The organism is Thermotoga sp. 38H-to, from assembly GCF_011057665.1.
Lineage (GTDB): Bacteria > Thermotogota > Thermotogae > Thermotogales > Thermotogaceae > Thermotoga.
The window spans coordinates 209,431-235,268 of sequence record NZ_LNFZ01000003.1 but is presented as its reverse complement, the minus strand read 5'-3'; the positions used below and the strand labels follow the sequence as shown (position 1 = coordinate 235,268).

Below are 25,838 nucleotides of genomic sequence, written 5' to 3'. Positions count from 1 at the left end.
TCACTACTCCTCCCTGGGTATCACATAATCTCCCGATTCCAGAGTTTTCGATTTGAAATCTTCAGGTCCTACACCAATGCCTATGACACAGTTCTTTCCTATTACCATGTCGTCGGGAATCACCGAATTCATCCCCACCACCGTCAGGAGACCAGAGTACACCTTTGGATCCAGTTTGTTCTCAGCGTCTTCACCCACTCCCATCCTGACGTTGTTTCCTATTTTTACACTTTCTGCTATTATCACGTTTTCCAGATAGCAGTTCTCTCCTATCTCAGCTCTGGTCATTATGACTGAGTTCTTCACCACCGTTCCTCTACCGATCTTCACACCCTGGAAAATAACAGAGTTGAAAACATTACCATACACCTCTGCTCCTTCACTCACGAGAGAGGTGGAAACCTTCGAACCAGGAGCCACGTAAGCGGGTGGCATCTCCTCGGTATGGGTGAAAAACCTCCAGTTCGGATCGTAGAGGTTGAAAGGCGGCACTGGAAGAACAAGCTCCAGATTGGCTTCCCAATAAGATCTGAGCGTACCAACGTCCCTCCAGTATCCATCGAATCTGAACGCGTAGAGAGAACCGAGATTTTCTCTCAAAATTCTTGGAATCACGTCTTTTCCAAAATCATGAGAACTGTTCGGATCGTTTTCGTCTTCGATGAGAACTTTCTTCAGGAATTCATAATTGAAGACGTAAATTCCCAGAGACGCCAGATTCGATCGGGGTTTTGCCGGTTTTTCTTCAAAATCTACTATTTTCCCATCCACATTCGTTATCATGATACCAAACCTGCTTGCCTCTTCGATGGGTACTTCCATGCAGGCTATCGTCCCGTCTGCCTCCTTGAGCAGATGATAATCTATGAGATCGTTGTAATTCATAGCGTACACGTGATCTCCCGAGAGAATGAGAACGAGTTCCGCGTCGTTTTCTTCGAGAAATTCAAGATTCTGATAGACAGCGTTGGCGGTTCCTTTGTACCAGTCAGACTCATGCCTACCCACGTAAGGCGGAAGAATTTCGACCCCTCCATCTTTCCTGTCCAAATCCCAGGGTCTTCCGATACCTATGTGTTTCGAAAGAACATGAGGTCTGTACTGGGTCAAAACCCCTACTCTATAGATACCAGAATTCACACAGTTGCTCAGAGTGAAATCTATGAGACGGTATTTCCCCCCAAAAGGGATAGCGGGTTTCGCTATCCTCTCCGTGAGAACACCGAGTCGCGTTCCTTGGCCCCCCGCCAGTATCATCGCAACGATGTTTCCCATAAAATTTCACCTCACAAGACCGCTCTTTTTTCAAAAACGGGTAACTCTATGTCTCCTTCAATGACACGACCTTCTCTCACAATACAATTCTTGTCCAGAATCACGTTTCTCAAAACCGCACCTTCTTCCACAACAGTACTTTCCATAATGATGGAATTCTCAACTATGGCCCCGACTTTTATTCGCACGTTTCTGAAAATGATAGAATTTCTCACCGTACCGGAAACAATGCTTCCATCCGCTATCAAAGAATTCTCAACAACGGCCGTGGTCGTGAATTTTGGAGGAGGAAGATCTTTCAGCTTCGTATATACCTTCCCGTTTCTGTAGAAGAGCTCATCGCGCACCTCTTTTCTCAGAATATCCATGTTTATCCTGTAGTACTCTTTTATTCCCTTCTTCACATTTCTCCAGTAGCCATCAAACCTATAAGCGTAGACCTTCAACCTGTCGAGGTTGGGAATCACTATGTCGAGAAGAAGATCGTATTTTCCTTGAGGAACCGTTGCGTAGAGAAGCTCTTTGAGCAACTCTTTGTTCATGAAATAAACCCCGAGAAACGCGATGTTTCCTTTTGGATGGGCAGGTTTTTCTTCTATCTCCACCACTCTCATGTCATCGTCGAGCTGAACTATTCCATATTCACTCAAGTTGTACGTTTCATCGAGTTCTTTAACAAGCAGGGTGATGTCTGCTCCCTTTTTCAGATGGTAGCTGAAAAGATCTCTATAGATCATCTTGTAGATGTGATCTCCTGAACCTATTAAAACGTGATCTTCCTCGCCCCTTCTCAGAATGGTCATGTTTTGGAAGATAGCATCCGCCGTTCCCCTATACCAAACTTCTCTGTTTGGCCCAACGTAAGGCTGGAGAATGAACAGTCCCCCGCTTTTCCGATCGAGGTCCCACTCCTTTCCAGAACCCAGATGGTCCATCAGACTCCTCGGATTGTACTGAGTGAGAATACCCACCTTTCTGATACCGGAGTTCACCATGTTGCTCAGGGTGAAGTCTATCGCCCTGTACTTCCCAAACACGGGAACCGCCGCACTGGCTCTCACCTTTGTCAGAGGCCACAAACGATCACTTTTTCCCCCAGCAAGAATCAATCCAAGCACCCTCATCCTTCACACCTCTCCTCCTTCGTTCACAAAAAATTCTATCACCTCCACCCCTCTTCTATAAAACCGTCTGAAAGTTTTTTCAGTAAATCTACAATGAAATTGGTGTTAGAATCCGGATATTCTCTCACAACAAGATAAACTCTTTCTCCAAAGCTTCTCATGGCGGACATGAATCCCATCACCCTGAGAACGTGTCCAATCATCTCAGGGAAGATCAGAAAATCACCGGAGGGAAAATCGAGCTCCTCTGGTTCGAAGTCTGGCAGATCGAACATTTCCTCGAGTTTTATTCCATAACGGCTGGAAAAGAGCTCTAACATGGCGCACGATAAAGAGAAGAGCACTTTCGGATGTTCTGGAAAATGCGCCTCGAGTCTCTCGAAAAGACCAAAAATCTGACTCGATTTTGCTTCCTTGAGGATCCCCTCATATTCTTCTAGCACGGCCACAAAAATCTTGTAATGCTCCCCCAACGATCTTTCGGGAACTATTGTTGAACTCCCCTTGAATTCATCTTCCATCAGTTCTACTTTCACAATTTCTCTGTCTTTCCATTTCTCGAGATGATAAGTTAAGATCATTTTTCCTACCTCCTGTCTGGAAAAGCTTTAAATAAAGTGTTAAAATTCCTTCAGAGGTGGTTCTACTATGAATATATCAACTATTGTGTCGAATTTAAAGGATCTCATTTTAGAAGTTCGAGCGCCTTATGATCTCGAAATAACAGGTGTGTCTAACCACTCTTCTAAGGTAAAAAAAGGGGATCTTTTCATCTGCAGAAAAGGAGAGAAATTCGATTCCCACGAGATAATACCCGAAGTGATCGAAAAAGGGGCAGTAGCAGTTGTTGTTGAAAAGGAGATAGATCTCGATTTTCCTCACATTCAGGTTTTCGATTCGCGTTACTTTGAAGCAAAAGTCGCCAGTCTCTTCTTCGATGAGCCCTGGAAAGACGTTCTAACCTTTGGAGTCACTGGAACGAACGGTAAAACCACAACAACCGTGATGATTTACCACATGCTCACCTCCCTTGGAGAAAAAGGAAGCGTTCTCACCACCGCTGTGAAGAGAATTCTTGAAAACTCCTACTACGACGACATCACCACTCCGGATGCGATCACCATTCTTTCCGCCATGAAGGAAAACAGGGAAGGTGGGGGAAAGTTCTTCTCTCTCGAAGTTTCTTCTCACGCACTGGTTCAAAAAAGAGTCGAGGGAGTCAGATTCGATGTGGGTATATTCACCAACATATCACGCGATCACCTCGACTTTCACGGTACATTCGAGAACTATCTGAAAGCAAAGCTTCATCTCTTCGATCTGTTGAAAGATGACGGGATATCCATTCTGAACGAATCATTGGCAGACACTTTCAATCGAAAATCGAGAAAAATCACCTTCGGAACATCGAAAAACGCCGATTACAGGCTGGGAAATATAGAGGTGAACTGGGAGGGGACACGGTTCGTTCTGGAAACTCCCGATGGTTTATTGAGGGTTTTCACAAAAGCGATAGGTGATTTCAACGCTTACAACGCCGCGGCCGCCATTGCTGCTCTTCACCAGCTTGGATACGATCCAAAAGACCTGGCGAGTTCCCTCGAAACGTTCACAGGGGTCGAGGGAAGATTCGAGGTAGTACGTGGAGCAAAGAAGATTGGGCTCAACGTTGTTGTCGACTTCGCCCATTCTCCAGACGCACTGGAAAAGCTCTTGAAAAATGTCAGAAAGATCTCTCAGGGAAGAGTGATAGTTGTCTTCGGGGCCGGGGGAAACAGCGACAGAGGAAAACGTCCCATGATGTCTGAGGTCGCTTCAAAACTCGCTGATGTTGTAATCCTCACAACCGATGACCCACGAGGAGAAGACCCGGAACAGATAATGGAAGACTTGATAAAGGGTATTGATAAACGCAAACCGTATCTGGTGCTCTTTGACAGAAGGGAAGCCATTGAAACGGCCCTAACTATCGCTAACAGAGGAGATTCTGTTGTCATAGCGGGAAGAGGTCACGAAAGATACCAGATAATCGATGAAGAAAAGAAGGTACCGTTCCAGGACAGAGAAGTTGTGGAAGAGATCATAAGAGACAAGCTGAAAGGGAGGTATGCACAATGAAAGATCTCCTCACAAGGCGCTTCGTTCTGAACTCGAAAGAAGTGAGAGAAGGTGACGTGTTCGTTGCCGTGAAAGGGAAAAGATTCGATGGTCACGATTTTATAGATGAAGCCCTCAAGAATGGTGCTTATGCAGTTATCGCTGAGAGAAAAACAGTGAATTCCGATAGAATATTTCTCGTAGAAAGTTCCGTTGACGCACTTGCAAAACTGGCCCGAGAAAAGCTCGGAAATTTTTCTGGCACGGTCGTCGGTATAACGGGTTCGTCAGGAAAGACCACTACGAAAGAAATATTGTACAACCTTCTCAAGAACAAAAGAAGTGTTTTCAAAACACCGGGAAATATGAACACAGAGTACGGTCTGCCGCTCTCTATTCTCAACGATTACAAAGGAGAAGAAATCCTAATTCTTGAAATGGCTGCAAGCAAACCCGGCGATATCGCCCACCTGTGCAAAATTGCTCCTCCAGATATCGCCGTTCTCCTCAACGTTGGAAACGCCCATCTCGAATTTTTTGGAACACGAGAGAGAATCATGGAAACCAAAATGGAGATCATCAAGTACTCGAAAGAAAATGCAACAGCCGTAACATTTTTCGACGATTCCGATCTGAGAAGAGAAGTGCCTCGTTACAGAAAAACACTGTTCTTCGGTAAAGAAAGTGGGGACTCGGTTCTGAAAGGCTGGTGGTATTACGAAGGTTCCACGATCGCAGAGTTCGAAGCTTTCGAGTCTCTTTTCACAGTTAAACTCTCTGGGTACTGGAACGGAGGGCAACTTCTGAACATCGCCGCTTCTCTGTGTGTCATGAGAGCTTTGGGCGAAACTGTGGATATCTTCGATCTTGCCAGCCTGAAGACCGTTCCTGGTCGTTTCAACGTGAGAGAAAAAGAAGGTGTGCTGATCGTGGACGATACGTACAACGCAAGCCCTGAGGCGTTTCAAACTTCCATAGAGGCACTTCTTCGCTTTCCCGGAAAAAAGTTCGCCGTTGTCGGAGCGATGAAAGAACTGGGAGAGAGATCGAAGGAGTTTCACGAAGAACTGGGAAAAAAGCTGAACGTTCTAGATGGGGTGTACGTTTTTTTGTCGGAGCCCGAGGCAGAATGGATCAAATCCGAAAAGATCATCCTGAAGTCAGACGATCCTGAAGATATAGCGAAAGATCTTGCTGCCAGAGTAACAGAAGGAGATGTGGTTCTCTTCAAAGCTTCAAGAGCGGTGAGAATTGAGAGAGTCCTTGAGATGTTTGAGAAGGAGTTGGAGAGAAAATGATAGCAGCGAATTTTCTCCTGAACCTCGTTCTTTATCCGATCCTCATAAAACTCTTCAGACACAGAAGAATCGGGCAATACATAAGGAAAGAAGGTCCGGACCTTCACGGTTACAAAGAGGGTACCCCCACCATGGGAGGTATTCTGTTCGTTCTGACCAGTTTTTTGTTTGGGATGATCTCTAAGACAAACACGATAGTGTTGCTTGGCATGTTTCTCTTCTTCCTCATTGGTTTTCTGGATGACTTTCTCAGTGTGGCAAGAAAAGACTCCACCGGATTGAAAACTTATCAGAAAGCTCTGCTTCAGACTCTTGTAGCCTTCATTATGTTGCTTCTGATACGTCCCGAAACCAACGTCGACTTCTTTGGCTCCGCGATTGAGATGGGAAAGTGGTATTACCTCTTCGCACTCTTGGTTATCGTCGGAAGTTCGAACGCCACGAACCTAACGGATGGGTTGGACGGTCTGGCCGGTTGGATATACGTGAGCGGAAGCATCCCTTACTGGTTTTTCCTCAAAGAAAGGGGAATCTCAGAGGACACTCTGTTGATCCTTGTAGCCGGTGTTCTTGCATTTCTCGTGTTCAACTCGAAACCCGCGAAGATCTTCATGGGGGATACGGGTTCTATCACACTCGGTGGGGTTTTGGGAACCGTCTCTGTTCTGACAAAAACGGAGTTCTATCTGGTGCTTTTCTTTCTGATTCCCGTCGTCGAAACGTTGAGCGTTATCCTTCAAGTGGGGTCTTTCAAGATCTTCAAACGCAGGATATTCAGAATGTCTCCTCTGCACCACCACTTTGAACTACTCGGATGGAGCGAGGAAAAGATCGTGGCAGTGTTTACCGTCTTCAATCTGATGTCTTCTCTTGTTGCTCTTGAGGTCTTCGGGGTGATAGGATGAGGATAGGTTTCCTGGGTTTCGGAAAGAGCAACAGATCCCTTCTGAAATATCTTCTGAAACATCAAAAAGCAGAGTTTTTCGTGAGCGAAGCAAAAACTCTGGACAGTGAAACGAAAAAATTCCTGGAAGAATACTCCGTAGAATACGAAGAAGGGGGACATACCGAAAAACTTCTGGAGTGCGATGTTGTCTACGTGAGCCCAGGGATAAAACCAGACACAAGCATAATCGAACTCCTTTCTTCCAAGGGCGTGAAACTATCCACGGAGCTTCAGTTTTTCCTGGACAACACAGATCCAAAAAAGGTCGTAGGCATCACGGGCACCGACGGAAAAAGTACCGCCGCCGCTCTCATGTACCATGTACTCTCCAGAAAGGGGCTCAAGACTTTCCTTGGCGGAAACTTTGGTACACCAGCCGTGGAAGCCCTGGAAGGAGAGTACGACTATTACGTGCTGGAAATGAGCAGTTTCCAGCTTTTCTGGAGCGAAAGACCTTATCTTTCAAACTTCCTCGTTCTGAACATATCCGAAGATCATTTAGACTGGCACTCTTCTTTAGAAGAGTACGTTGATTCAAAGTTGAAACCGGCTTTTCTTCAGGCAGAAGGAGATCTGTTCGTCTACAACAAGCACATCGAACACTTGAAGGATTTGAAAGGCGTGAGATCCAGAAAAATTCCCTTCTGGACAGATGAAAGCTTCGCCACGGAGAGAGAACTGATCGTCCACGGAAAAAGTTACGCACTTCCTGGGAACTATCCGTATCAGATGAGGGAAAACATACTGGCAGTTTCCGTTCTTTACATGGAGATGTTCAAAGAACTGGAAAGTTTCTTAGAATTCCTCAGAGATTTCAAACCACTTCCACACAGAATGGAATACCTGGGTCAGATAGATGGAAGACATTTTTACAACGACTCGAAAGCCACGTCGACACACGCGGTACTGGGTGCGCTCTCCAACTTCGACAAGGTAATTCTCATAATGTGTGGTATCGGCAAAAAGGAAAACTATTCTCTCTTCGTGGAAAAAGCCAGGCCAAAGCTGAAACATCTCATCATGTTCGGAGAGATATCGAAAGAGCTCGCTCCATTTGTGGAGAAAATTCCTCACAGCATCGTTGAAAATATGGAAAAAGCCTTCGAAACAGCACTGGAAGTCTCCGAAAAAGGTGATGTGATTCTTCTCAGCCCGGGAGGAGCGAGTTTTGATATGTACGAAAACTACGCAAAAAGAGGCGAGCACTTCAGAGAGATCTTCAAACGACACGGAGGGGATAAAGTTTGAACGAAAAATCTCTCGTTTTCTTTGTCATAGTACTCCTGTGCGTGGGCTTCATATCCCTCAGCAGTTTTGAAATAGTTCAGGATTATGTGAAGCCAGCCAGCGACACCGCACACGTGGTGCTGAACCATTTGATGAAACTGGCAGTGGCCATTGTTTTTTTCGTTGTCTTCCTCTACACAGATCACAGATTGCTCTTCTCAAAACAAATCATAGTGGGGGGATACGTCCTCTCCCTTGTTCTTCTGACAGTCGTGCTGTTTCTCCCTTCGGGTGAGAGGGGCGCACACAGATGGATCGATCTTGGTAGCTTTTCATTCCAGCCATCCGAACTGGTCAAAATCTACATTCTTCTGTTTCTTGCGTGGTACGTCGAAAAGAACTCCCTGTTCATGAAAAGGCTCTTCAGGGGATTTTTGAAGCCGATTCTCCTCGTTTCTCCTCTATTCTTCCTTGTTCTGATCGAACCCGATTTCAGCACTTTCGTGCTTCTCGTCTTCACGGTCATCCTCACACTTTACGCTGCTGAAACTCGCGGGATTTATGTGCTGAGCTTCTTTCTGGTAACGATTTTCCTTTTTATTTCCATGTATAAAACCGGTGTTCTGGAACATTTTCTGAGAAATTACCAGATGGAAAGACTCGTATCGTATCTGAGAGGGAACGTCTCAGAACAGGTTATTGAAGCGGTGAACGCTATAAGAAACGGTGGTACGCTTGGTAAAGGGCTGGTTCTCGGTGAAGAAAAGCTCTTCGTGCCCGTGGTAACCAGTGATTTCGTGCTGGCCATAGTGGGTGAAGAGCTTGGTTTCATAGGCTTGGGAGTCGTCCTGTTCTCATTTTATGGATTAGTTCACAGTCTTGTGAAGGTTGCCACGAAAATGCACACGGTTCCATCAGTCAGGACGTTCATCTCTGGTTTCGCTATTTTGATAATGCTTCAGGTGATGACGAACGTCGGTGTCATATCCGGAATTCTTCCAGTCACAGGAGTAACCCTTCCCCTGGTAAGCTATGGAGGGAGCTCCCTTCTTTCCGTGATGATGGGTTTTGGAATAATCGGAAATATGATTCTGGAGAGTGAAAGAGAGTGATAAAGGTCGTTGCAGCTGGCGGTGGAACCGGTGGACATCTCTACCCGCTTCTGGCCATCCTCGAGGCGCTTGTGAAAAGAGTTGATGTGAAGGTTCTGTTCTTCGCCGTAAAAGGCAAAATCGATGAAAGGGTTGTGAGAAAGGATCATCCGGAGTTCGAAACAGTTGTAATCGATGTCAGAGGTTTGCACAGACCGCTCCACCATCCAAAAAACCTGTGGAGAGCCTTGAAGATAGGAATTGCTACAATCGAGGTGAAGAAACATTTGAGGCGCTTCAAACCGGATTTAATAATCCTCACGGGCGGATACATATCTGGAGTTGTGGGTTTGGCCGCTAAGGATCTTGGAATACCCATCTTTGTCCACGAACAAAACGTCGTTCCAGGGCTCGCAGTGAAGGTTCTCTCGCAGTACGCGAAGAAAGTTTTCGTCTCTTTCGAGAGAACACGAGATTATCTGAGGGAATGGCGGGATAAAATCGTCGTCACTGGATGTCCGGTGAGAGAAACAGAAAAAGAAGCACCTTTGAAGGATTTCGTGCTCGTTCTCGGTGGAAGTCTGGGGAGTGAAGCGATAAACGAACTGATGGAAAAGGTGTACCCGGAACTTCCGGAGATTCTATTTGTACATTCCACAGGGTCAGACGATTGGACAGAAAGACTTTCCGCTTTTCCAAATGTAACAGCGCTAACTTACATAGATCCTGTGGGAGCCTACTGGAAGAAAGCGATCGCGTCCATTTCAAGAGCAGGAGCGAGTACAATCGCAGAAATGATGTACTACGGTGTTCCCGGAATATTGATACCATGGGAAGGCTCCGCTGAATCACACCAGCTTGAAAACGCTCTTGAAGCAGAAAGACTGGGGTACGGCATTGTTATCAGAGAAAAAGAGACGTCTCCCCGGAAAATAATCGAGTCTATTGATAAAGTAGTGAAAAAAGGTAAAATAGAGAAGATGAAAGAAAACCCTGCTTCCAAAATATCTGAGGAAATACTGGGGGAGATAATGTGAAAATTCATTTCGTAGGAATTGGTGGAATAGGAATGAGTGCCGTAGCTTTGCACGAATTCTTGAATGGAAACGATGTTTACGGTTCAAATATAGAGGAAACAGAAAGAACCGCTTATCTAAGAAAATTAGGAATTCCGATTTTTGTACCACACTCCGCAGACAACTGGTACGATCCCGATCTGGTTGTAAAAACCCCCGCCGTTCGTGACGACAACCCGGAGATAGTACGCGCCAGGATGGAAGGGGTTCCACTCGAGAACAGACTGCATTATTTCCGAGACATTCTGAAACGAGAGAAAAAGGAAGAGTTCGCTGTAACCGGAACCGATGGAAAAACCACAACAACGGCCATGGTTGCGCACGTTTTGAAACATTTGAGAAAGTCTCCAACAGTATTTCTTGGAGGCATAATGGATTCCCTCGAACATGGAAACTACGAGAAAGGAAACGGGCCCATAGTTTACGAACTTGACGAGAGTGAAGAGTTCTTCTCAGAGTTCTCCCCAAACTACCTCATAATCACAAACGCCAGAGGAGATCATCTGGAAAACTACGGAAACTCTCTGTCCAGATACAGATCGGCCTTCGAAAAGATCAGCAGGAACACTGACCTGGTTGTCACCTTCGCAGAGGACGAACTCACCTCTCATCTCGGTGATGTGACTTTTGGCGTGAAGAAGGGTACATACACTCTCGAAATGAGAAGCGCTTCTCGCGCTGAACAAAAGGCTGTAGTGGAGAAAAATGGAAAGAGATATCTCGAGTTCAAACTCAAGGTTCCCGGTTTTCACAACGTTTTGAACGCTCTGGCAGTGATAGCACTCTTCGACTCACTCGGGTACGATCTGGCCCCAGCGCTCGAAGCACTGGAGACATTCCGGGGAGTTCACAGACGTTTTTCCATCGCGTTTCACGATCCGGAAACGAACATCTATGTGATAGACGACTACGCCCACACACCAGACGAGATAAGAAACCTTCTTCAGACAGCAAAAGAAGTCTTCGAAAACGAAAAAATCGTGGTGATATTCCAGCCGCACCGATACTCCAGACTGGAAAGGGAAGATGGAAACTTCGCAAAGGCGCTTCAGCTGGCAGATGAGGTTGTGGTCACGGAAGTCTACGACGCGTTCGAAGAAAAGAAAAACAACATCTCAGGGAAGATGATCTGGGATTCCCTCAGATCGCTTGGAAAAGAAGCGTATTTCGTTGAGAAACTTCCGGAACTGGAAAAGATAATTCCCGTGAGTGAGAACACCGTCTTCCTTTTCGTCGGTGCCGGAGATATCATTTACTCTTCCAGAAGGTTCGTGGAACGTTATCAGAGCTCCAAAAGTTCTCCTTCACGTGTTCTGGGATCGAACAAATAGACTGTGCTCTTACCGGAAAGATAACCGCACGCTTCTCCAGGATTCACCACGAGAGTCTTTCCTTCTTTTCTCACATCCACTCTATGAGTATGCCCGTAGAGAATCAGATCGAACTCCTGGGAATGAACGATCGCATCCAGAAGAACGGGTTCGTGCATCATTGCTATTCTTAAACCATCGATCTCCAGGGAAATGGGTGGTTTCTTGATTCTCCCGCCGGATCTTTTGTCTAGCAGGAGCACCTCTCCGTCGTTGTTTCCAAAAACACCGTAAAAATCCACCCCTTCTTTGATCAATCTTCCAAGTGTGAACGGTGCAACGAAGTCTCCACAGTGGAAAATTCTTTCGATGTTCTTCTCAGATACGAGTTCTTCCACCTTTTTCAAAACTTCCATGTTATCGTGAGTGTCACTGAGTATCAGCCACATTCACGTCACCCCCATGTGTAGTTTATCACCATGATTATGGACGTTGAAACAACCGTGAAGAAAGTGATGAGCCCACTCGCGAGTTCCGCATCGTAACCCTTCTCGACCGAGTACACGAGTGTCATGATAGCAGAAGGAAGAAGTGGCGAAAGAAACAGGTTCATCTCTTCGAAAGAAGAAAGAGAGAAGATCTTCACTGCGATCAGAGCAACAAGCAACCCGGCAGCATACTTTACGAGTCCCGCCATTAAAATCAGACGGAATTTGTCGTAAACCGATCTGAAGCTGAGATAGTATCCCACAAGAAAAAACACGAGGAAAGCATTCGCGTTCTTTATCGTCCGCGCAGCATCGAGAACAATACCAGGTGGAACTACTTTGAAGATGTTCATCGTTATCCCGACGAGGAGAACCAGAAACGGTGGAAAGGTGAAAACCTTCAGTATTCCCTTTTTATTTTGCTCAGCCACTGCCTTCCCCACACCAAATATGAAGAAAGAATTTCCCAGGTCGAACAAGGCAAAGTTAACCACCGATCCTTCTCCCCAAAGGCTTTCCGCCAGAGGGTACATGAACAATCCCGTGTTGAAACCAATGAAAGAGAGAACGATCGGAATTCTCACTCTTGGATCCTTTATTCGGGAGAAAAACAGAAAAGCAAGAAAGATGAGAAGGAGGTTACTTAAAACACCCGTTGCGGTGAAAGCGAACTTCGAAAAGTGAAAACGTGAGGTGGAAAAACTGTAAAAGATCGCCGCTGGCAACGTGAAGTTCACCACGAGTTTCGAAAGGACCTTACCAGTATCTTTTTCGAAAAATTTCTTCGTCAGATAACCGATCAGTATGACGATCGAGAATTCCACTCAGTGCACCCCTGAAAAAGATTTTATCAAAAGAAGAGGGCGTCTCTTTGACGCCCTCTTTATGGTTTTCTAACACCGATTTTCTTCTTTTCCTTCTTCTTTATGAACTCACATACACCCACCGGACATTTATTAGCACCTATGTGGGCTCTGAATTCTTCTTCGAAGTTGTCAACGATCGAGAGCAGAGGAACCGGAATACTCTGACCCAGCCCGCAGAAAGAAGTTTCTCCCGCGTTCCGAGCGATCTCCCTCAGCGTATCAAGATCCTCTTTTTTGCCTTCGCCTCTGCTTATTCTCTCCAAAATGTTGACGATCATCCTTGTACCTTCCCGACACGGTGTGCATTTTCCACACGATTCGTGCTCGAAGAACCTCATAACAGCGAGTGCGAGATCCACCGCACAGTGAGTCTCGTCAGCAACGAGAATCACTCCTGATCCAAGGGAAACTCCGTACTTTGCGTAAGAATCAAAATCGAGTGGAACGTCGAGTTTGTCTGGTCCGATGAACGTTCCCGCACTACCACCCGTTTGCACAACTTTCAACTTCCTGCCACCCTCAACTCCTCCACCAAATTTGAAGATGAGATCTCTCACCGTCACCCCCATTGGCACTTCCACGATTCCCTTTCTCACCACATTACCCACGAGGGAGAACACTTTTGTGCCTGGTGACGAGTCAGTACCGAACTTTTTAAACCACTCCGCACCGTTCATTATTATCCTTGGAACATTCACAAAGGTTTCCACGTTGTTCACGACGGTGGGTTTCCCGAAAAGGCCAAAGGTGGGGGGGTAAGGAGGTTTCAATCTGGGCCGAGCAGGTTTTCCTTCGATGGACTCTATCAACGCCGTTTCCTCTCCTGCTACATATGCTCCCGCTCCGAGTCTTATTTTCAGATCGAAGTTGAATCCACTTCCAAGGATGTTCTCACCGAGAAATCCGTACTCGTAGGCCTGTTCTATGGCTTTCTTCAGGATTTCTATCGAACTGTGATACTCTCCCCTTATGTATATGTAGCCCTTCGTTGCACCAACCGCGTACCCCGCTATGATCATGCCCTCTATCAAAGAATGAGGATCACCCTCCATGATGAGCCTGTCTTTAAAGGTACCGGGTTCTCCTTCATCGGCGTTGCACAGGACATATTTCTGATCAGCAGAAGCTTTGTAGGTGAATTCCCATTTCAGACCCGTTGGAAAACCAGCTCCACCCCTTCCCCTCAGCCCGCTTCGTTTTATCTCTTCGATTATCTCTCCTGGTTTCATCTGGAGCGCTTTGGCGAGGGCAAAGTAACCGTCTCTTGCGATGTATTCCTCTATACGAGTGGGATCTATCTCTCCTACGTTTTTCAGAACGATACGAGTTTCTTCAGCCACTCTCTCTACCTCAACGGTTCTTCTTATTTGACTCTCGGAAATTTCAAGATCGAGCACTCTCCTTCCCTTGAGAACGTGCTCTTCGAAGATCCTTCTCACATCCGATTCATTCTTCACGACGTAGAAAACACCATCGGGAAGAACGGAAACAATCACTCCTTCTGGATAAATTCCCATGCTACCCGTTTCCAGCACATCGACAGTATCTCCGAGGTTGTGTTCCTTCACGAGATCTCTGAAGTAATTGAGAAAGTGACGAGCCCCCATCAACACACTGTTCGAATCCACTGAGACCAGAACTGTTATCGGTTTCATTGTGACTCACCCCTCAATCTATCTATGAGATCCTTTACACGATCGGGCGTCATGTTACCGTAATACTCGGCATTCACCATGATCACCGGTGCAACACCGCAAAGGCCCAGACAACTCGTCATTTCGAGTGTGAAAAGACCATCAGAAGTGGTCTGACCGAAGTCGATTTTCAGAATTTCCCTGATGGTCTTGACTATCTCTCTTCCGTTTTCAACATGACACGGAAGACTCTCACAAACCCTTATCACGTATTTTCCCTTCTGTTTTGTCGAAAACATGGTGTAGAACGTTAACACCTCGTACACTCTGGAGAGCGGAACACCGAGCTCTTCAGCCACGATTTCAGCGGCTTCTGGTGGTATGAAGTTGTTGAAACGCTTCTGTATCTCGTGCAGGGTGTTTATCAAAACGTCTCTCTCTTCTGCTGTTTCTTTAGCTTTCTGGACGATCTCTGCTATTACCTCTCGCATCTTCACTCCCCCTCGTCAAAAATTTCACAATTATTCATGAAAAATTATACCACTTTTTCTGTGCCATTTAAAAAAGGTTTTTCAACCAGTCAAAAATAGGAATTAAAACCAGCGCCGGAAGTAGGTTTCCAACCTTCACTTCTCTCACTTTGAGAATTCTTATTCCAAGGCCCAGAATCATGACACCACCCGTACCTACAAAATCGGAAATAAAGATATCGCCTGTAAGAAAGGTCAGGCTCTTCGCGAAAACAACGAGAAGTCCCTGAACGAGGAAGACAGAAACCGCCGAGAGAAAAACCCCTGTTCCTAAGGTTGCCGTGAGCACTGTGGCTGACACTGTGTCGAGCACCGTTTTCACGAGTATCAAATCCGCATTTCCTGTGAGTCCTATGTTTATAGATCCCACTATGGTCATGGGACCAACCAGAAAGAGAAGCGAAGAGGTGAGAAAACTCTCCGCAAACCCCTGGGAATCACTGAACTTCTTCCCAATACCTTCTATTCTGTCCTCTATTCTGAATAATTCTCCGATAACGCCACCTGAGACAAGCGCTAAGAGTATCATCAAGAAATCATCACCCTGGGTGACCATCCGGATACCTATACCCAGCGTGGTGAGTCCTATCACCGTGAAAAGAATGTCGTGTAATCTCTGAGGGATTTTTCTTTTGAACAAGAAACCCACGGACGCACCGATCAAAACTCCAAATGCATTCAGAAGAACAGCGTAGTGAAACATCATACCAACCTCCCACTCTGTGCAAACAAGCCAAATATTCCTCCTGTGTGGATGAAAAGAACGTTCTTTCCCGAGTTTTTGAACATCTCAACCATTCCTCTGAAGGCCTTTGCTGTGTAGACCGGATCAAGGATGATGCCCTCTATTGAAGCTACTTTTTTCAAGATCTCCACATCCTCACTGGAAGGAATCGCATATCCTGGACCCCTGTAATCATCAACCACTTCGAAAGCGGGTTCATTGACTCTCAGGCCGTACTCTTCCATACCACTAATTATTCTTTTCACCTTCTCCACAAAATAATCCGAGTTTTTCGTGGTAACGTTCACACCCACCACGGGCACGCGACATCCCAGAAAAGAGACACCAGCCGACAATCCTGCTATGGTTCCCCCGCTTCCAACAGCACACACAATAGCATCGAAGGATTCGAGATTCAATTGATCCTTCATCTCCAGTACTGCATTGAAGTAGCCAAAAGCCCCAAGAGAGTTCGAACCCCCTTCGGGTATCACGTACACCTTTTCGCCTTTTTTCTCCCTTATCTTTCTGTGATCATCGAAGATCTCATCGATGCGTTCGTATTCTTCTTGGGAGACTTCTACTATTTCAGCGCCGAGGAGAAGATCGAGAAGGAGATTTCCGTTCAGTACCTTCTCTCCTTTCCTGAGGAAGAGAACAGGTTTCAAACCGTATTTTCTCGAAACGTATGCCGTTGCTCTGGCGTGGTTCGACTGAAGTCCTCCACAGGTGAACACGGTCGTTGCCCCTTCCTTAAGAGCTTCCCAGAGGAGATACTCCAGCTTTCTGATTTTGTTGCCTGATCCCACAAGCTCTGTGAAATCGTCCCTTTTGATGTAGATGTTGAACCCGCATTCTTCCGACAATCTTCTGAGAAACTGAACGGGTGTGGGTTTAAGTGCAAGATCGATTCTCATTCGTCTCCCCCCCTCTCTTTGTTTGTTAGAATTGTAGCACGGGAGGGAGAGAGATTGATAGGAGAAAAGATCATTTCTTTTGAATCCATAGATTCCACAAATCGTTTCTTGAAGGAAAATTGCCGATTCTATCCCGACGGCACGGTGGTTGTCGCGTTAGAGCAGACCTCTGGATATGGAAGAAACGGAAGGCACTGGCACTCTCCAAAGGGTGGACTATGGTTTTCGGTGCTTTTCAAACCGAGGAAACCTCTGGAGCTTTCGTTTTACACGAGGGTATTCTCAGTAGCAATTGTGAAGACTCTCGAAAACATGAAAATACACGCGAACATAAAGTGGCCCAACGACGTGTACATAAACGGAAGAAAGCTCGCGGGAATTCTTTCAGAGGGAATTTTTGAAGGTGTAAAACCTCTCGCAGTTGTTGTGGGAGTGGGTATGAACGTGAACAACGAGATCCCGGTCGAGTTGAAAACGAGAGCGATCAACCTGAAAGAGATCACAGGGAAAGAAATCAGTATCATAAAACTCATGGAGTCGATATTGAAAAACGCACGCGTGATCTTTAGAAAGTATTCAAAGAAAAAAGAGTCTTTGACGAGGATCTGGAAGAGATATCTTCTTCAAAAAGAAGGAGATTTCGTATTTCTGGAAGGAAAGAAGGGAAAAATCGTGAAGATAAACCCCGATAGTCTGTTGATAGACTTCAACGGAGAGATCAGAAGGGTTTACTCACTCTCTCCTCACTGAGGATTTCATAGCCTCCGTTTCCTACGACCCTTAAGGTTATTTTCTTCGCTGGTAAAAGCACCTCTACGATGTCTCCGTCTTTTACCTCGTAGGAGGCCTTCGCGGGTCTTCCATTCACCAAAACTCTCTGTCCTTTCAGCAGTTTCTGGGCAACCGTTCTTCTCTTCACCACCGAAATCTTAAGAAACAAATCTAATCTCATGAATTGCACACCCTTTCCAAAAGTTCATCGTCGCTCATCGAGAAGGGATATTCTCCCTTCAAAACTAATTTTCTCATAATCAGCATCTTGCTTGTGAAAAATCGGGGATCGTATTCTTCAAGAAATTCTATTCTGGTCCCATCAAAGACCTTCTTTCCTTTCTCAAGTACCACCACACGATCCACGTGATTCATCACTGTTTCAATATCGTGAGAGATAAGGATGACCGTCTTTCCAAGAGTCTTCCACTTCTCCACAATCCCCAGAAGGTCTGTCTTCCCTTCCCGGTCCAGCCCCACAAGAGGCTCATCGAGGATGAGAATATCCGGTTCATGAACAATCACGGAAGCGATCGCTACCCGTCTCTTCTCACCACCGGACAGGAAAAACGGCACTCTGTCTTTAAAAGAATCGAAATCCAATCCCACGAACTCCATCGCTTTTTTCACTAGAGGAACAGGATCTCTATCTGGATAGAAGTTCTTCACGGCAAAAGCCACTTCGTCAAAAACCCTCTCTGCGAAGAACTGATCCTCAGGGTACTGAAAAGCGATTCCTATGCTCCTTCTTATCTCGTAACCTTTCTTTCTTTCTCCGTCGTAAAGCACAGCACCTGAAGTGGGTTCGATCAAACCTGCTACAATCTGAAGAAGGGTTGACTTCCCAGATCCCGTATTCCCAGCAACAAGGATACACTCTCCCTCGTTGATAACGAGATTCACGTTCTCGAGCGCTTTTTTCTCTAAAGGTGTTCCTCTGTGAAAGATATGAGAGACGTTGACCACTTCTATTCTCATGTTGAAAATTATATCACGTGGTAAAATTTAACGAGAGGTGAATCACTCTATGAACATTTTTGAACGTTTGAGAGATCTGTGGAAGAAAATAGCAGACATATGGAACTCTATGTCTCGGGAGAGGAAATTCCTCGTAGGAGGAACAGGTGTTGCCCTTTTGGTAACGATCATCCTGTTTGCCGTCGTGGCATCCACCCCTCACTACAGACTCCTCGTGGCTGGTCTCAATGAAGATGAAGCGGGTGTGATCATCCAGAAACTCGAGGAGATGAACGTTCCTTACAAAGTGTCCCCTGGAGGAGATATATACGTTCCCGACAGTTACAACGTTTATGAGCTCAGGATGAAACTGGCATCTGAAGGAGTTCTTGGAAGTTCAAGGAAAGGTTTTTCTATACTCAGTGAAAACTCTTTCGGAGCCACGAGCTTCGACAAGCAGGTCAAATATCAGATCGCTTTACAGGAAGAACTCGAAAGAAGCATCATGACGATAAAAGGTGTGAAAGACGCGAGAGTTCACTTGGTCCTTCCGAAGTACACCTACTACGTTCGTGGTGAGATGGCAGAACCCCGAGCATCAGTTCTCGTGGTCTTGGAGCCCGGTGCAGAACTCACCCGTGAACAGGTGAGAGGAATCGCTGAGCTCGTCTCGGGGGCTGTTGAGGGGTTGAAACCGGAGAACGTGAGGATAGTGGATAACTACTCCAGATCGCTGAGCGATATGTTAGAAACAGACGAAGAAACCTTCCTCGCCTCCAGCAAACTGGAATTGAAGCAACAGCTTGAGAAATACTACGAAAGTAAAATAAAGAAAGCACTGGAAAGCGTTTTCGGCCCTGGAAGGGTGGAGGTAATACCCGACATATCGATCAACTGGTCCAAGATAGAAACAGAGATGAAAAAGTACGAAGCGCCTGCCAGAAGAGAAGGTTTGGTGAGAAGTCAGGAAACGCAGGTGGAGAAGAGCCAAAACCTTCCTCCAACCGGAGGACCAGCGGGGACGGATTCGAACATACCGCCTCTCACTTATCCATCAACCACGTCCGAAGGAACGAGTACCTACGAACGAACCCATACCATCACCAACTACGAATTGAACGAAGTGTACCAGAAGATAATACAGAACCGCGAAGGAGAAATCTCTTCGCTTTCCGTCGCTGTCATAATCGATGCTTCTTCTTCTGTTCTTCAAAACAGCAGTGACTGGAGCAGTGTGATAAACGATCTCGTAGAAAAAGGTGTAGGATCCATAACGTCTTCCGCCTCTCTCAGCGTCGCGGTTGCCTTTTTGCCATTCGATCGTTCCATCGAAAGGGTTCTTCAGGAAGAACTGAAGCAGATTGAAACGAGAAGAAGGTTCGTCCTGTATTCGGTGGGAATAGCCCTGCTTGGATTTCTCACGTTCATACTCATCTATCTTGTGATCATCCAGATAAGAAGAATAAGGGCAAGGAAACTCGCAGAAGAACGGAGAAGAAAATTGGAAGAAGAGGTAAAAGAGATTCTTCAGGAGGAATTGAAGGAAGAAGAGGTATCGCCAGAAGAAAAGGAGCTGCTCGAACTTGTGGAAGAGCTGGAGAACATCTTTTCCCGTTCACCCTCCGATATCGCCGAGATAGTCCGGTTGTGGTTCTTCGAAAGGGGATGAGGATATGCCCGAGAAAAAGATCGATGGCAGAAGAAAAGCCGCAGTTCTTCTGGTGGCCCTTGGACCCGAAAAAGCAGCCCAGGTGATGAAACACCTTGACGAGGAAACAGTGGAACAACTGGTGGTAGAAATCGCAAACATTGGAAGGGTTTCTCCAGAAGAAAAAAAGCAGGTTTTGGAAGAATTTCTGAGCCTCGCCAAAGCAAAAGAGATGATATCAGAGGGTGGTATAGAGTACGCAAAAAAGGTTCTGGAAAAGGCATTCGGGCCTGAAAGGGCAAGAAAAATCATAGAAAGGTTAACTTCCTCCTTGCAGGTCAAGCCTTTCAGTTTTGTAAGAGACACAGATCCCATCCAGCTTGTGAATTTCCTCCAGAGTGAACATCCGCAGACCATAGCGGTTGTTTTGAGTTACCTTGATCCCCCAGTCGCGGCCCAGATCCTTGGAGCGCTCTCTGAAGAACTTCAGATCGAAGTTTTGAAGAGAATTGCTCTACTCGAACGTACCTCTCCAGAAGTTGTTAAAGAGATAGAAAGGAATCTGGAGAAAAAGATTTCTGGATTTGTGAGTCGAACGTTCAGCAAGGTGGGTGGAATCGATACGGCCGCAGAGATCATGAACAGTCTGGATAGAACCACTGAGAAGAAAATCATGGACAAGCTGGTTCAGGAGAACCCCGAACTGGCCGACGAGATAAGAAGAAGGATGTTTGTTTTCGAAGATATTCTGAAGCTCGACGACAGATCGATACAGCTTGTGTTGAGGGAAGTGGATACGAGGGACCTGGCCCTCGCTTTGAAAGGAGCCTCCGACGAACTGAAAGAGAAGATATTCAAGAACATGTCAAAGAGAGCCGCTGCGTTGCTGAAAGATGAACTCGAATACATGGGGCCTGTGAGGCTCAAGGATGTAGAGGAAGCTCAGCAGAAGATAATAAACATCATAAGAAGGCTGGAGGAGGCTGGCGAGATCGTCATTGCAAGAGGTGGCGGAGAGGAGTTGATCATGTAGTATGCTTCTCAGAAAGGATGAGGTGTTCTACATAGACCTTCCAAGAAAAATAGAAAAAGAAGAAAGAGTGGAAGAAGAAAAAACAAAAGAGAACACAGCAGAAGAGATCCAGAAGATCAAAGAAATGAGAGAAAAGATCATCTCTGAAGCTCAGGAAGAGGCCAGAAAAATAGTTGAAAGTGCCAGAAAAGACGCAGAAGAAATCTTGAAGAACGCCTCCAGTGAAGCTGAAGCTTTAAAGCTCGAAACAAAGAGAGTTTTAGAAGAGGCCAAAACAATGAGGAAAGATCTCCAAAAATACATTCTTAGCTTGAAGGAAGAGATCCAGAAACGGATAAACCAGAAAATAGAAGAAATTCTTCCAGAACTTCTCGATATACTCAAGATCCTCTTCAAAAAGATCCTCGAAAAGGAGATGGATGAGTCGACAGCAGAAAGAAAGTTGAGGAGCGCCTTATCAAAAGTGGTGGGTATCAAAAATGTGAAGATCAGAATAAATCCAGAAGACGCGAAAAAACTGGATCTCAGTGAAGTCAGCAAAGAAGCATTGATACCGGATCCCAATGTAGAAAGAGGAGGAGTCATCGTTGAGACAGATTTTGGTATTCTGGACAAAACGTTCTCTCATCAATGGGAACTCGTGGAGGATATTTTCGAAGAGGTGGTAGGATTTGAAGGACATACTGAAAGAACTGAAAAAGAAACTGAATGAAGAAGATTTTAATAAATTCAACGGAAGAGTCACACGAGTGGTGGGTCTCACCGTGGAATCAAAAGGACCCGATGCTTTTCTTGGAGAAATGTGCAAAATCTCACTTCAGAACGGTAAGAACGCCCTTGCAGAGGTGGTGGGCTTCAAGGAAGAAAGTGTTATTCTCATGCCCTACGAGGATGTCTCCGGATTGAAGATGGGATGTGAAGTCATCAGGACTAACAAAGTACTCGAAGTCGGTGTCAGCAGAAAGATGATCGGAAGGGTGTTCGATGGTCTGGGCCGTCCAATAGATGGAAAGCCCTTTGTTCCGGAAGACAGGTATCCCCTGACCAACAACCCTCCAAATCCTCTGAAAAGAAGAAGAATAAAAGATCCTCTGCCGGTGGGTATACGATCGATAGATGGTTTCATAACCATAGGTAAAGGTCAGAGAATAGGCATCTTCGCGGGCAGTGGTGTTGGAAAAAGCACACTTCTTGGAATGATCGCACGAAACACAACAGCTGATGTTAGTGTACTGGCTCTCATCGGGGAGCGAGGAAGAGAGGTCAGAGAATTCATAGAGAGGGATCTGGGAGAGGAAGGACTGAAACGGTCCATACTGGTGGTCTCAACCTCCGACCAGCCCGCCCTTGCCAGAGTGAAATCTCTTCTCACCGCCACCAGCATAGCGGAATTCTTCAGAGATCTGGGATATGATGTTCTTCTAATGGTGGATTCTCTCACCAGGTGGGCCATGGCACAGAGAGAAGTGGGACTCGCAGTGGGAGAGCCCCCCACCACCAGAGGGTATCCACCAAGTGTCTTTGCCGGCCTTCCAAAGATACTCGAAAGAGCAGGAAACTCAGACAGAGGTAGCATAACAGCGATTTACACCGTGCTCGTCGAAGCGGACGACTTCAACGAACCCATTTCCGACACTGTCAGATCCATCGTGGATGGACACATAATTCTTTCAAGGAGGCTCGCCGAATCTAACCACTATCCTGCGATCGACGTTCTTGCAAGCGTGAGCAGGTTGATGAACGATATCGTCACTGAAGAACACAAAGAGGCGGCGAACCGCCTCCGATCGCTGATGTCGGCTTATGAATCCGCAAAAGACCTGATTGAAATCGGTGCTTACAAGAGCGGAACCAATCCGCTCGTTGACAAAGCCGTGGAAATGAAAGACGAGATCGATTCCTTCCTGAAACAGGGTGTATTCGAAAGATCTTCGTTCGAGGAAACCGTTCAGAAATTATTGGATCTATACCTGAGATCTCTTGACTAAGTAAGTCATGTCTCCTACCATCATGAAGAGTTCGTCGATGTTTTTCAGAAAGCCTAACCTGTTCACCCTCAAATCGTCCCTCTTCACCATCACAAAGACGTTGTCAAAGTACTCGTCTATGTAAGGTTTCAGCTCGATCAGATGTTGAAGTGCCTCGCGGTAGTTCAACCTCTCCAGAGCTTTCAAAACTTTTTCTTTGACTTCGTAGAATTTGTTCATCAGCTTTTTCTCTTCTTCTTTCTCAAAGAGAGCTCCGTCGAATCTGGTAGAATTGTGATTCTTCGTTATGTTGTGAACACGTTCGAATCCAACGAACAGATCCTGAAACTCGGGTTTTTCAGAGATCTCCTGGAGGGCTTCCGCAGAGAGAATCCCGCGAAGGGGGCTTTTCCACAGATGGTTCACCGCTCTTGCCACATCGAAGGATATTCCAAGTTCGTTGACCAGAAACTGGTAGAACCTGCCTGCAAAGAAGGTTTCCAGTTCTTCAGAAAGACGATATTCCACCAGAGAAGAAGCGAAAGCGAGGAGCTCTCCTAAGGAAATATCCCACTCGTTTTTTCTTATGATCCTGAAGATCGTGTCAACTTTGCCTTTCAGACCATACGGATCTTTAGAACTCGTGGGAACATTGCCTATGGCGAAATTTCCAACGATGGTGTCGACTCTATCCGCTATTCCAAGGATGGAACCTATCACTGTTCGTGGTTTTTCGGAATAGTGATCTTCTATGGCTGTCGCTATTTCTTCGCTTATTCCCTCCCTCATGGCATAGATCCTGCCCATAACACCCTGGAGCTCCGGGAACTCGTACACCACTTTTGAGGCAATGTCCGCTTTGCATATAGAAGCGGCTTTCAGTACTTTCTGCGTGAACGCCTCTGGAAATTCCAGATCTTCGCAGAGTTTTTGTGATATTTTCTTTATCCTCTCTACTTTATCGTACAGTGTCCCAAGTTTTTCTTGAAAAACGATTTCTTTGAGCTTTTCATTCATACTTTCCAATGAAGTTTCGAGATCCTTCTGAAAGTAGTATCGCGCGTCTTCCAGCCGAGCGTTTATGACCCTCTCATATCCCTTGACCACGTTCTCTGGTGGCTGTGGACCGTCCTGAAAAGCCACGAAGGTGTTCGTCAGGGTCTCTTTATGTGCTATAAAAGAACGTTGATGATGTTTCACAGCAGTCACTATGATCTCTTCTGGAAGTTCAAGATATTTTCGATCGAACTGTCCAACAACGATCCTGGGATACTCCGTTATTGCCACTATCTCTTCGATGAGTTCTTCATCGCGTTCGATCTTCATACTACTTCTTTTTTCAAATTCATCGATCTGTTCGAGGACGAATTTTTTTCTCTCCAGGTGGGAAGAAATCACGAATCCTTTTTTGAGAGATTCGTAGTACCTTTCCGAATCGGGAATTTCGATCGATCCAGCGTGATACCTTTTTCCGTAAGAAATTCTGGACGATTTAAGACCGAAGATTTCCAGGTCAAGGACTCTTCCATCAACCATCGCTACTATCCAGTGAACAGGTCTGATGTATTCGTGTTCACCGGAACCCCACCTCATGGGTTTCCTAAAATTCAAACCCAAAACGAGATCTCTGAACAGATCTGGGAGAACCTCTTCGACAGGTCTTCCTTCGACAACGCGGGACAAATAGACATACCCTTCCCTGTGAACCACGTTCTCTAAGGAAGCGTTGTTGCTTCTCAAAAACCCCTCGAGTGCTTTAGTCGGTTTACCGTTTTCATCGTATGCAACGTTCAGTGGGGGACCTTTCTTCTCTTCTGTAAAATCCTCCTGTCTCTCCGGGAGATTCTTGAGAATCACACCAAAACGTCTGCTCCCAACGAAGACTTCAACAGACCCGGAGGAGATTCTGTACGCTTTGAGAAGTTCAATCGATCTTTCCTCGAGCTGCCTCAGAATACTTCGGAATTCGCTCGCGGGGAGTTCCTCGAGTCCCACCTCAAGCAGAGCTGTTCTCATTAACCTGCACCTCCAGAAAAACCCTCGCAACCTTTCTCGCCATCGCCTGGATACGCTTCACATAGGTTTGTCGCTGAGACACACTTATCGCTCCGCGTGCATCGAGAAGGTTGAACGTGTGAGAACATTTCAACACATAATCGTAAGCGGGAAGGTAGAGATTTTTTTCCACAAGTCTGTAAAACTCCTTCTCGTATTCATCGAAATGCCTGAAAAGGAGTCCTACGTTGGCTTCTTCGAAGTTGAAAACCGAAAATTCTCTTTCGTTTTCAAGGAACACATCACCGTATTTCACGTTTTCATTCCACTGTACCTCGTAGACGTTATCGACTCCCTGAAGATACATGGCGATCCTTTCCAGTCCGTAGGTTATCTCGAGCGGAATGTCTTTCAGGGAAATTCCACCAATTTGCTGGAAATACGTGAACTGGGTTATCTCCATGCCGTCTAACCACACTTCCCAGCCAATGCCCCACGCTCCAAGGGTGGGAGACTCCCAGTTGTCTTCCACGAATCTGATATCGTGTTCCTTCAGGTTTATCCCGAGGTACTCCAGGGACTCAAGATACAGTTCCTGAGAGTTTTCAGGGGAGGGTTTTATGATCACCTGGTACTGGAAGTACCTCTGCAACCTGTTGGGATTCTCTCCATATCTACCATCGGTTGGTCTCCTGCTCGGCTGAACGTAAGCCACTCTCCATGGACCCTTTCTCAGACTCCCAAAGAACGTAGCGGGATGAAACGTCCCGGCACCGACTTCCATATCGTAAGGTTGTTCCAAAAGACAACCTCTGGATGCCCAGAACTCGTTCAGCCTCATTATCACATCCTGAAGATACATCT

At 46.0% G+C, this 25,838-nt stretch carries 25 protein-coding genes; 12 read left to right on the top strand and 13 right to left on the bottom strand.

The features are described from left to right. Positions 1 to 3 precede the first annotated feature (3 nt). The 3 genes from AS158_RS07590 to AS158_RS07580 are packed head-to-tail and all read right to left on the bottom strand — an operon-like array spanning position 4 to position 2,980. Complete coding sequence (locus AS158_RS07590) at positions 4 to 1,275, bottom strand: glucose-1-phosphate adenylyltransferase (protein WP_038051668.1); 1,272 nt, start codon at positions 1,273 to 1,275, stop codon at positions 4 to 6. Positions 1,276 to 1,286: 11 nt separating this feature from the next. Further along, positions 1,287 to 2,399, bottom strand: coding sequence for a glucose-1-phosphate adenylyltransferase subunit GlgD (gene glgD, locus AS158_RS07585; RefSeq protein ID WP_038051671.1), 1,113 nt, complete (start codon positions 2,397 to 2,399; stop codon positions 1,287 to 1,289). Positions 2,400 to 2,437: 38 nt separating this feature from the next. After that, positions 2,438 to 2,980 (bottom strand): hypothetical protein, encoded by a 543-nt coding sequence (locus AS158_RS07580; protein WP_038051674.1) that lies wholly within the window; start codon positions 2,978 to 2,980, stop codon positions 2,438 to 2,440. A 67-nt stretch (positions 2,981 to 3,047) separates the two neighbouring features. Here AS158_RS07580 and AS158_RS07575 point away from each other — a divergent pair, with 67 nt between their 5' ends. The 7 genes from AS158_RS07575 to murC are packed head-to-tail and all read left to right on the top strand — an operon-like array spanning position 3,048 to position 11,465. Next, positions 3,048 to 4,517: a UDP-N-acetylmuramoyl-L-alanyl-D-glutamate--2,6-diaminopimelate ligase gene (locus AS158_RS07575; RefSeq protein ID WP_038051677.1), complete on the top strand. Its 1,470-nt coding sequence runs from the start codon at positions 3,048 to 3,050 to the stop codon at positions 4,515 to 4,517. Further along, positions 4,514 to 5,794 (top strand): UDP-N-acetylmuramoyl-tripeptide--D-alanyl-D-alanine ligase, encoded by a 1,281-nt coding sequence (gene murF, locus AS158_RS07570; protein WP_038051682.1) that lies wholly within the window; start codon positions 4,514 to 4,516, stop codon positions 5,792 to 5,794. Before AS158_RS07575 ends, murF begins: the two co-directional genes overlap by 4 nt. After that, on the top strand, positions 5,791 to 6,699 hold the full coding sequence (mraY, locus tag AS158_RS07565) for a phospho-N-acetylmuramoyl-pentapeptide-transferase (RefSeq protein ID WP_038051684.1): 909 nt from the start codon (positions 5,791 to 5,793) through the stop codon (positions 6,697 to 6,699). Before murF ends, mraY begins: the two co-directional genes overlap by 4 nt. Then, entirely contained in the window at positions 6,696 to 7,988 is a 1,293-nt protein-coding gene (gene murD / locus AS158_RS07560) for a UDP-N-acetylmuramoyl-L-alanine--D-glutamate ligase (protein ID WP_038051687.1), read from the top strand. Before mraY ends, murD begins: the two co-directional genes overlap by 4 nt. Further along, entirely contained in the window at positions 7,985 to 9,079 is a 1,095-nt protein-coding gene (locus tag AS158_RS07555; RefSeq protein WP_038051690.1) for an FtsW/RodA/SpoVE family cell cycle protein, read from the top strand. Before murD ends, AS158_RS07555 begins: the two co-directional genes overlap by 4 nt. After that, on the top strand, positions 9,076 to 10,095 hold the full coding sequence (gene murG / locus AS158_RS07550; RefSeq protein ID WP_038051693.1) for an undecaprenyldiphospho-muramoylpentapeptide beta-N-acetylglucosaminyltransferase: 1,020 nt from the start codon (positions 9,076 to 9,078) through the stop codon (positions 10,093 to 10,095). The genes AS158_RS07555 and murG overlap by 4 nt, the downstream gene beginning before the upstream one ends. After that, entirely contained in the window at positions 10,092 to 11,465 is a 1,374-nt protein-coding gene (murC, locus tag AS158_RS07545) for a UDP-N-acetylmuramate--L-alanine ligase (protein ID WP_038051695.1), read from the top strand. Before murG ends, murC begins: the two co-directional genes overlap by 4 nt. Here the strand turns inward: murC and AS158_RS07540 are convergent. The 6 genes from AS158_RS07540 to AS158_RS07515 form a co-directional block, all read right to left on the bottom strand. Beyond that, on the bottom strand, positions 11,417 to 11,893 hold the full coding sequence (locus AS158_RS07540) for a metallophosphoesterase (protein ID WP_038051697.1): 477 nt from the start codon (positions 11,891 to 11,893) through the stop codon (positions 11,417 to 11,419). The genes murC and AS158_RS07540 overlap by 49 nt on opposite strands. A gap of 5 nt (positions 11,894 to 11,898) precedes the next feature. Next, the gene (locus AS158_RS07535; RefSeq protein WP_012896187.1) at positions 11,899 to 12,756 is read right to left on the bottom strand and encodes an AEC family transporter; all 858 of its coding nucleotides are present in this window, start codon (positions 12,754 to 12,756) and stop codon (positions 11,899 to 11,901) included. Positions 12,757 to 12,815: 59 nt separating this feature from the next. Then, positions 12,816 to 14,453, bottom strand: coding sequence for an NADH-quinone oxidoreductase subunit NuoF (gene nuoF / locus AS158_RS07530; protein ID WP_038051700.1), 1,638 nt, complete (start codon positions 14,451 to 14,453; stop codon positions 12,816 to 12,818). After that, positions 14,450 to 14,923, bottom strand: a complete 474-nt coding sequence (locus AS158_RS07525; RefSeq protein ID WP_038051703.1) for an NAD(P)H-dependent oxidoreductase subunit E — start codon at positions 14,921 to 14,923, stop codon at positions 14,450 to 14,452. The genes nuoF and AS158_RS07525 overlap by 4 nt, the downstream gene beginning before the upstream one ends. 67 nt (positions 14,924 to 14,990) lie before the next feature. After that, positions 14,991 to 15,665 carry a DUF554 domain-containing protein gene (locus AS158_RS07520; RefSeq protein WP_038051706.1) on the bottom strand — a complete coding sequence of 225 codons (675 nt, stop codon included), beginning with the start codon at positions 15,663 to 15,665 and terminating at the stop codon, positions 14,991 to 14,993. Then, positions 15,665 to 16,603: a pyridoxal-phosphate dependent enzyme gene (locus AS158_RS07515; protein ID WP_038051708.1), complete on the bottom strand. Its 939-nt coding sequence runs from the start codon at positions 16,601 to 16,603 to the stop codon at positions 15,665 to 15,667. Before AS158_RS07515 ends, AS158_RS07520 begins: the two co-directional genes overlap by 1 nt. Before the next feature lie 54 nt (positions 16,604 to 16,657). On the opposite strand from AS158_RS07515, the gene AS158_RS07510 reads away from it, so the two are divergent. Next, positions 16,658 to 17,353 carry a biotin--[acetyl-CoA-carboxylase] ligase gene (locus AS158_RS07510; protein WP_038051711.1) on the top strand — a complete coding sequence of 232 codons (696 nt, stop codon included), beginning with the start codon at positions 16,658 to 16,660 and terminating at the stop codon, positions 17,351 to 17,353. Here AS158_RS07510 and AS158_RS07505 read toward each other — a convergent pair. Both AS158_RS07505 and ecfA2 read right to left on the bottom strand, forming a co-directional pair. Continuing rightward, positions 17,322 to 17,555 carry a S4 domain-containing protein gene (locus tag AS158_RS07505; RefSeq protein ID WP_038051721.1) on the bottom strand — a complete coding sequence of 78 codons (234 nt, stop codon included), beginning with the start codon at positions 17,553 to 17,555 and terminating at the stop codon, positions 17,322 to 17,324. The genes AS158_RS07510 and AS158_RS07505 overlap by 32 nt on opposite strands. Next, positions 17,552 to 18,352: an energy-coupling factor ABC transporter ATP-binding protein EcfA2 gene (ecfA2, locus tag AS158_RS07500; protein ID WP_038051724.1), complete on the bottom strand. Its 801-nt coding sequence runs from the start codon at positions 18,350 to 18,352 to the stop codon at positions 17,552 to 17,554. The genes AS158_RS07505 and ecfA2 overlap by 4 nt, the downstream gene beginning before the upstream one ends. A 49-nt stretch (positions 18,353 to 18,401) precedes the next feature. On the opposite strand from ecfA2, the gene fliF reads away from it, so the two are divergent. From fliF to fliI, 4 genes are read left to right on the top strand one after another with little or no spacing between them, the layout of a single operon-like run. Next, positions 18,402 to 20,000: a flagellar basal-body MS-ring/collar protein FliF gene (gene fliF, locus AS158_RS07495; RefSeq protein WP_038051727.1), complete on the top strand. Its 1,599-nt coding sequence runs from the start codon at positions 18,402 to 18,404 to the stop codon at positions 19,998 to 20,000. Positions 20,001 to 20,004: 4 nt separating this feature from the next. Next, positions 20,005 to 21,012 carry a flagellar motor switch protein FliG gene (fliG, locus tag AS158_RS07490; RefSeq protein ID WP_038051730.1) on the top strand — a complete coding sequence of 336 codons (1,008 nt, stop codon included), beginning with the start codon at positions 20,005 to 20,007 and terminating at the stop codon, positions 21,010 to 21,012. A gap of 1 nt (position 21,013) precedes the next feature. Continuing rightward, on the top strand, positions 21,014 to 21,724 hold the full coding sequence (locus AS158_RS07485) for a FliH/SctL family protein (protein WP_038051734.1): 711 nt from the start codon (positions 21,014 to 21,016) through the stop codon (positions 21,722 to 21,724). After that, entirely contained in the window at positions 21,684 to 23,000 is a 1,317-nt protein-coding gene (gene fliI / locus AS158_RS07480) for a flagellar protein export ATPase FliI (RefSeq protein WP_038051737.1), read from the top strand. The genes AS158_RS07485 and fliI overlap by 41 nt, the downstream gene beginning before the upstream one ends. On the opposite strand, the gene glyS is transcribed toward fliI, so the two are convergent. After that, positions 22,977 to 24,995, bottom strand: a complete 2,019-nt coding sequence (glyS, locus tag AS158_RS07475) for a glycine--tRNA ligase subunit beta (RefSeq protein WP_165304802.1) — start codon at positions 24,993 to 24,995, stop codon at positions 22,977 to 22,979. The two genes, fliI and glyS, sit on opposite strands and share 24 nt — an antisense overlap. Next, complete coding sequence (locus tag AS158_RS07470; protein ID WP_038051750.1) at positions 24,976 to 25,836, bottom strand: glycine--tRNA ligase subunit alpha; 861 nt, start codon at positions 25,834 to 25,836, stop codon at positions 24,976 to 24,978. The genes glyS and AS158_RS07470 overlap by 20 nt, the downstream gene beginning before the upstream one ends. Between the last annotated feature and the right edge of the window lie 2 nt (positions 25,837 to 25,838).

Excerpts from the sequence above, each read along its gene's own strand:
- AS158_RS07590 (WP_038051668.1), bottom strand. The coding sequence starts at position 1,275 with ATGGGAAACATCGTTGCGATGATACTGGCGGGGGGCCAAGGAACGCGA.
- glgD (WP_038051671.1), bottom strand. The coding sequence starts at position 2,399 with ATGAGGGTGCTTGGATTGATTCTTGCTGGGGGAAAAAGTGATCGTTTG.
- AS158_RS07580 (WP_038051674.1), bottom strand. The coding sequence starts at position 2,980 with ATGATCTTAACTTATCATCTCGAGAAATGGAAAGACAGAGAAATTGTG.
- AS158_RS07575 (WP_038051677.1), top strand. The coding sequence starts at position 3,048 with ATGAATATATCAACTATTGTGTCGAATTTAAAGGATCTCATTTTAGAA.
- murF (WP_038051682.1), top strand. The coding sequence starts at position 4,514 with ATGAAAGATCTCCTCACAAGGCGCTTCGTTCTGAACTCGAAAGAAGTG.
- mraY (WP_038051684.1), top strand. The coding sequence starts at position 5,791 with ATGATAGCAGCGAATTTTCTCCTGAACCTCGTTCTTTATCCGATCCTC.
- murD (WP_038051687.1), top strand. The coding sequence starts at position 6,696 with ATGAGGATAGGTTTCCTGGGTTTCGGAAAGAGCAACAGATCCCTTCTG.
- AS158_RS07540 (WP_038051697.1), bottom strand. The coding sequence starts at position 11,893 with ATGTGGCTGATACTCAGTGACACTCACGATAACATGGAAGTTTTGAAA.
- nuoF (WP_038051700.1), bottom strand. The coding sequence starts at position 14,453 with ATGAAACCGATAACAGTTCTGGTCTCAGTGGATTCGAACAGTGTGTTG.
- AS158_RS07525 (WP_038051703.1), bottom strand. The coding sequence starts at position 14,923 with ATGCGAGAGGTAATAGCAGAGATCGTCCAGAAAGCTAAAGAAACAGCA.
- AS158_RS07520 (WP_038051706.1), bottom strand. The coding sequence starts at position 15,665 with ATGTTTCACTACGCTGTTCTTCTGAATGCATTTGGAGTTTTGATCGGT.
- AS158_RS07515 (WP_038051708.1), bottom strand. The coding sequence starts at position 16,603 with ATGAGAATCGATCTTGCACTTAAACCCACACCCGTTCAGTTTCTCAGA.
- AS158_RS07505 (WP_038051721.1), bottom strand. The coding sequence starts at position 17,555 with ATGAGATTAGATTTGTTTCTTAAGATTTCGGTGGTGAAGAGAAGAACG.
- ecfA2 (WP_038051724.1), bottom strand. The coding sequence starts at position 18,352 with ATGAGAATAGAAGTGGTCAACGTCTCTCATATCTTTCACAGAGGAACA.
- fliF (WP_038051727.1), top strand. The coding sequence starts at position 18,402 with ATGAACATTTTTGAACGTTTGAGAGATCTGTGGAAGAAAATAGCAGAC.
- fliG (WP_038051730.1), top strand. The coding sequence starts at position 20,005 with ATGCCCGAGAAAAAGATCGATGGCAGAAGAAAAGCCGCAGTTCTTCTG.
- AS158_RS07485 (WP_038051734.1), top strand. The coding sequence starts at position 21,014 with ATGCTTCTCAGAAAGGATGAGGTGTTCTACATAGACCTTCCAAGAAAA.
- glyS (WP_165304802.1), bottom strand. The coding sequence starts at position 24,995 with ATGAGAACAGCTCTGCTTGAGGTGGGACTCGAGGAACTCCCCGCGAGC.
- AS158_RS07470 (WP_038051750.1), bottom strand. The coding sequence starts at position 25,836 with ATGTATCTTCAGGATGTGATAATGAGGCTGAACGAGTTCTGGGCATCC.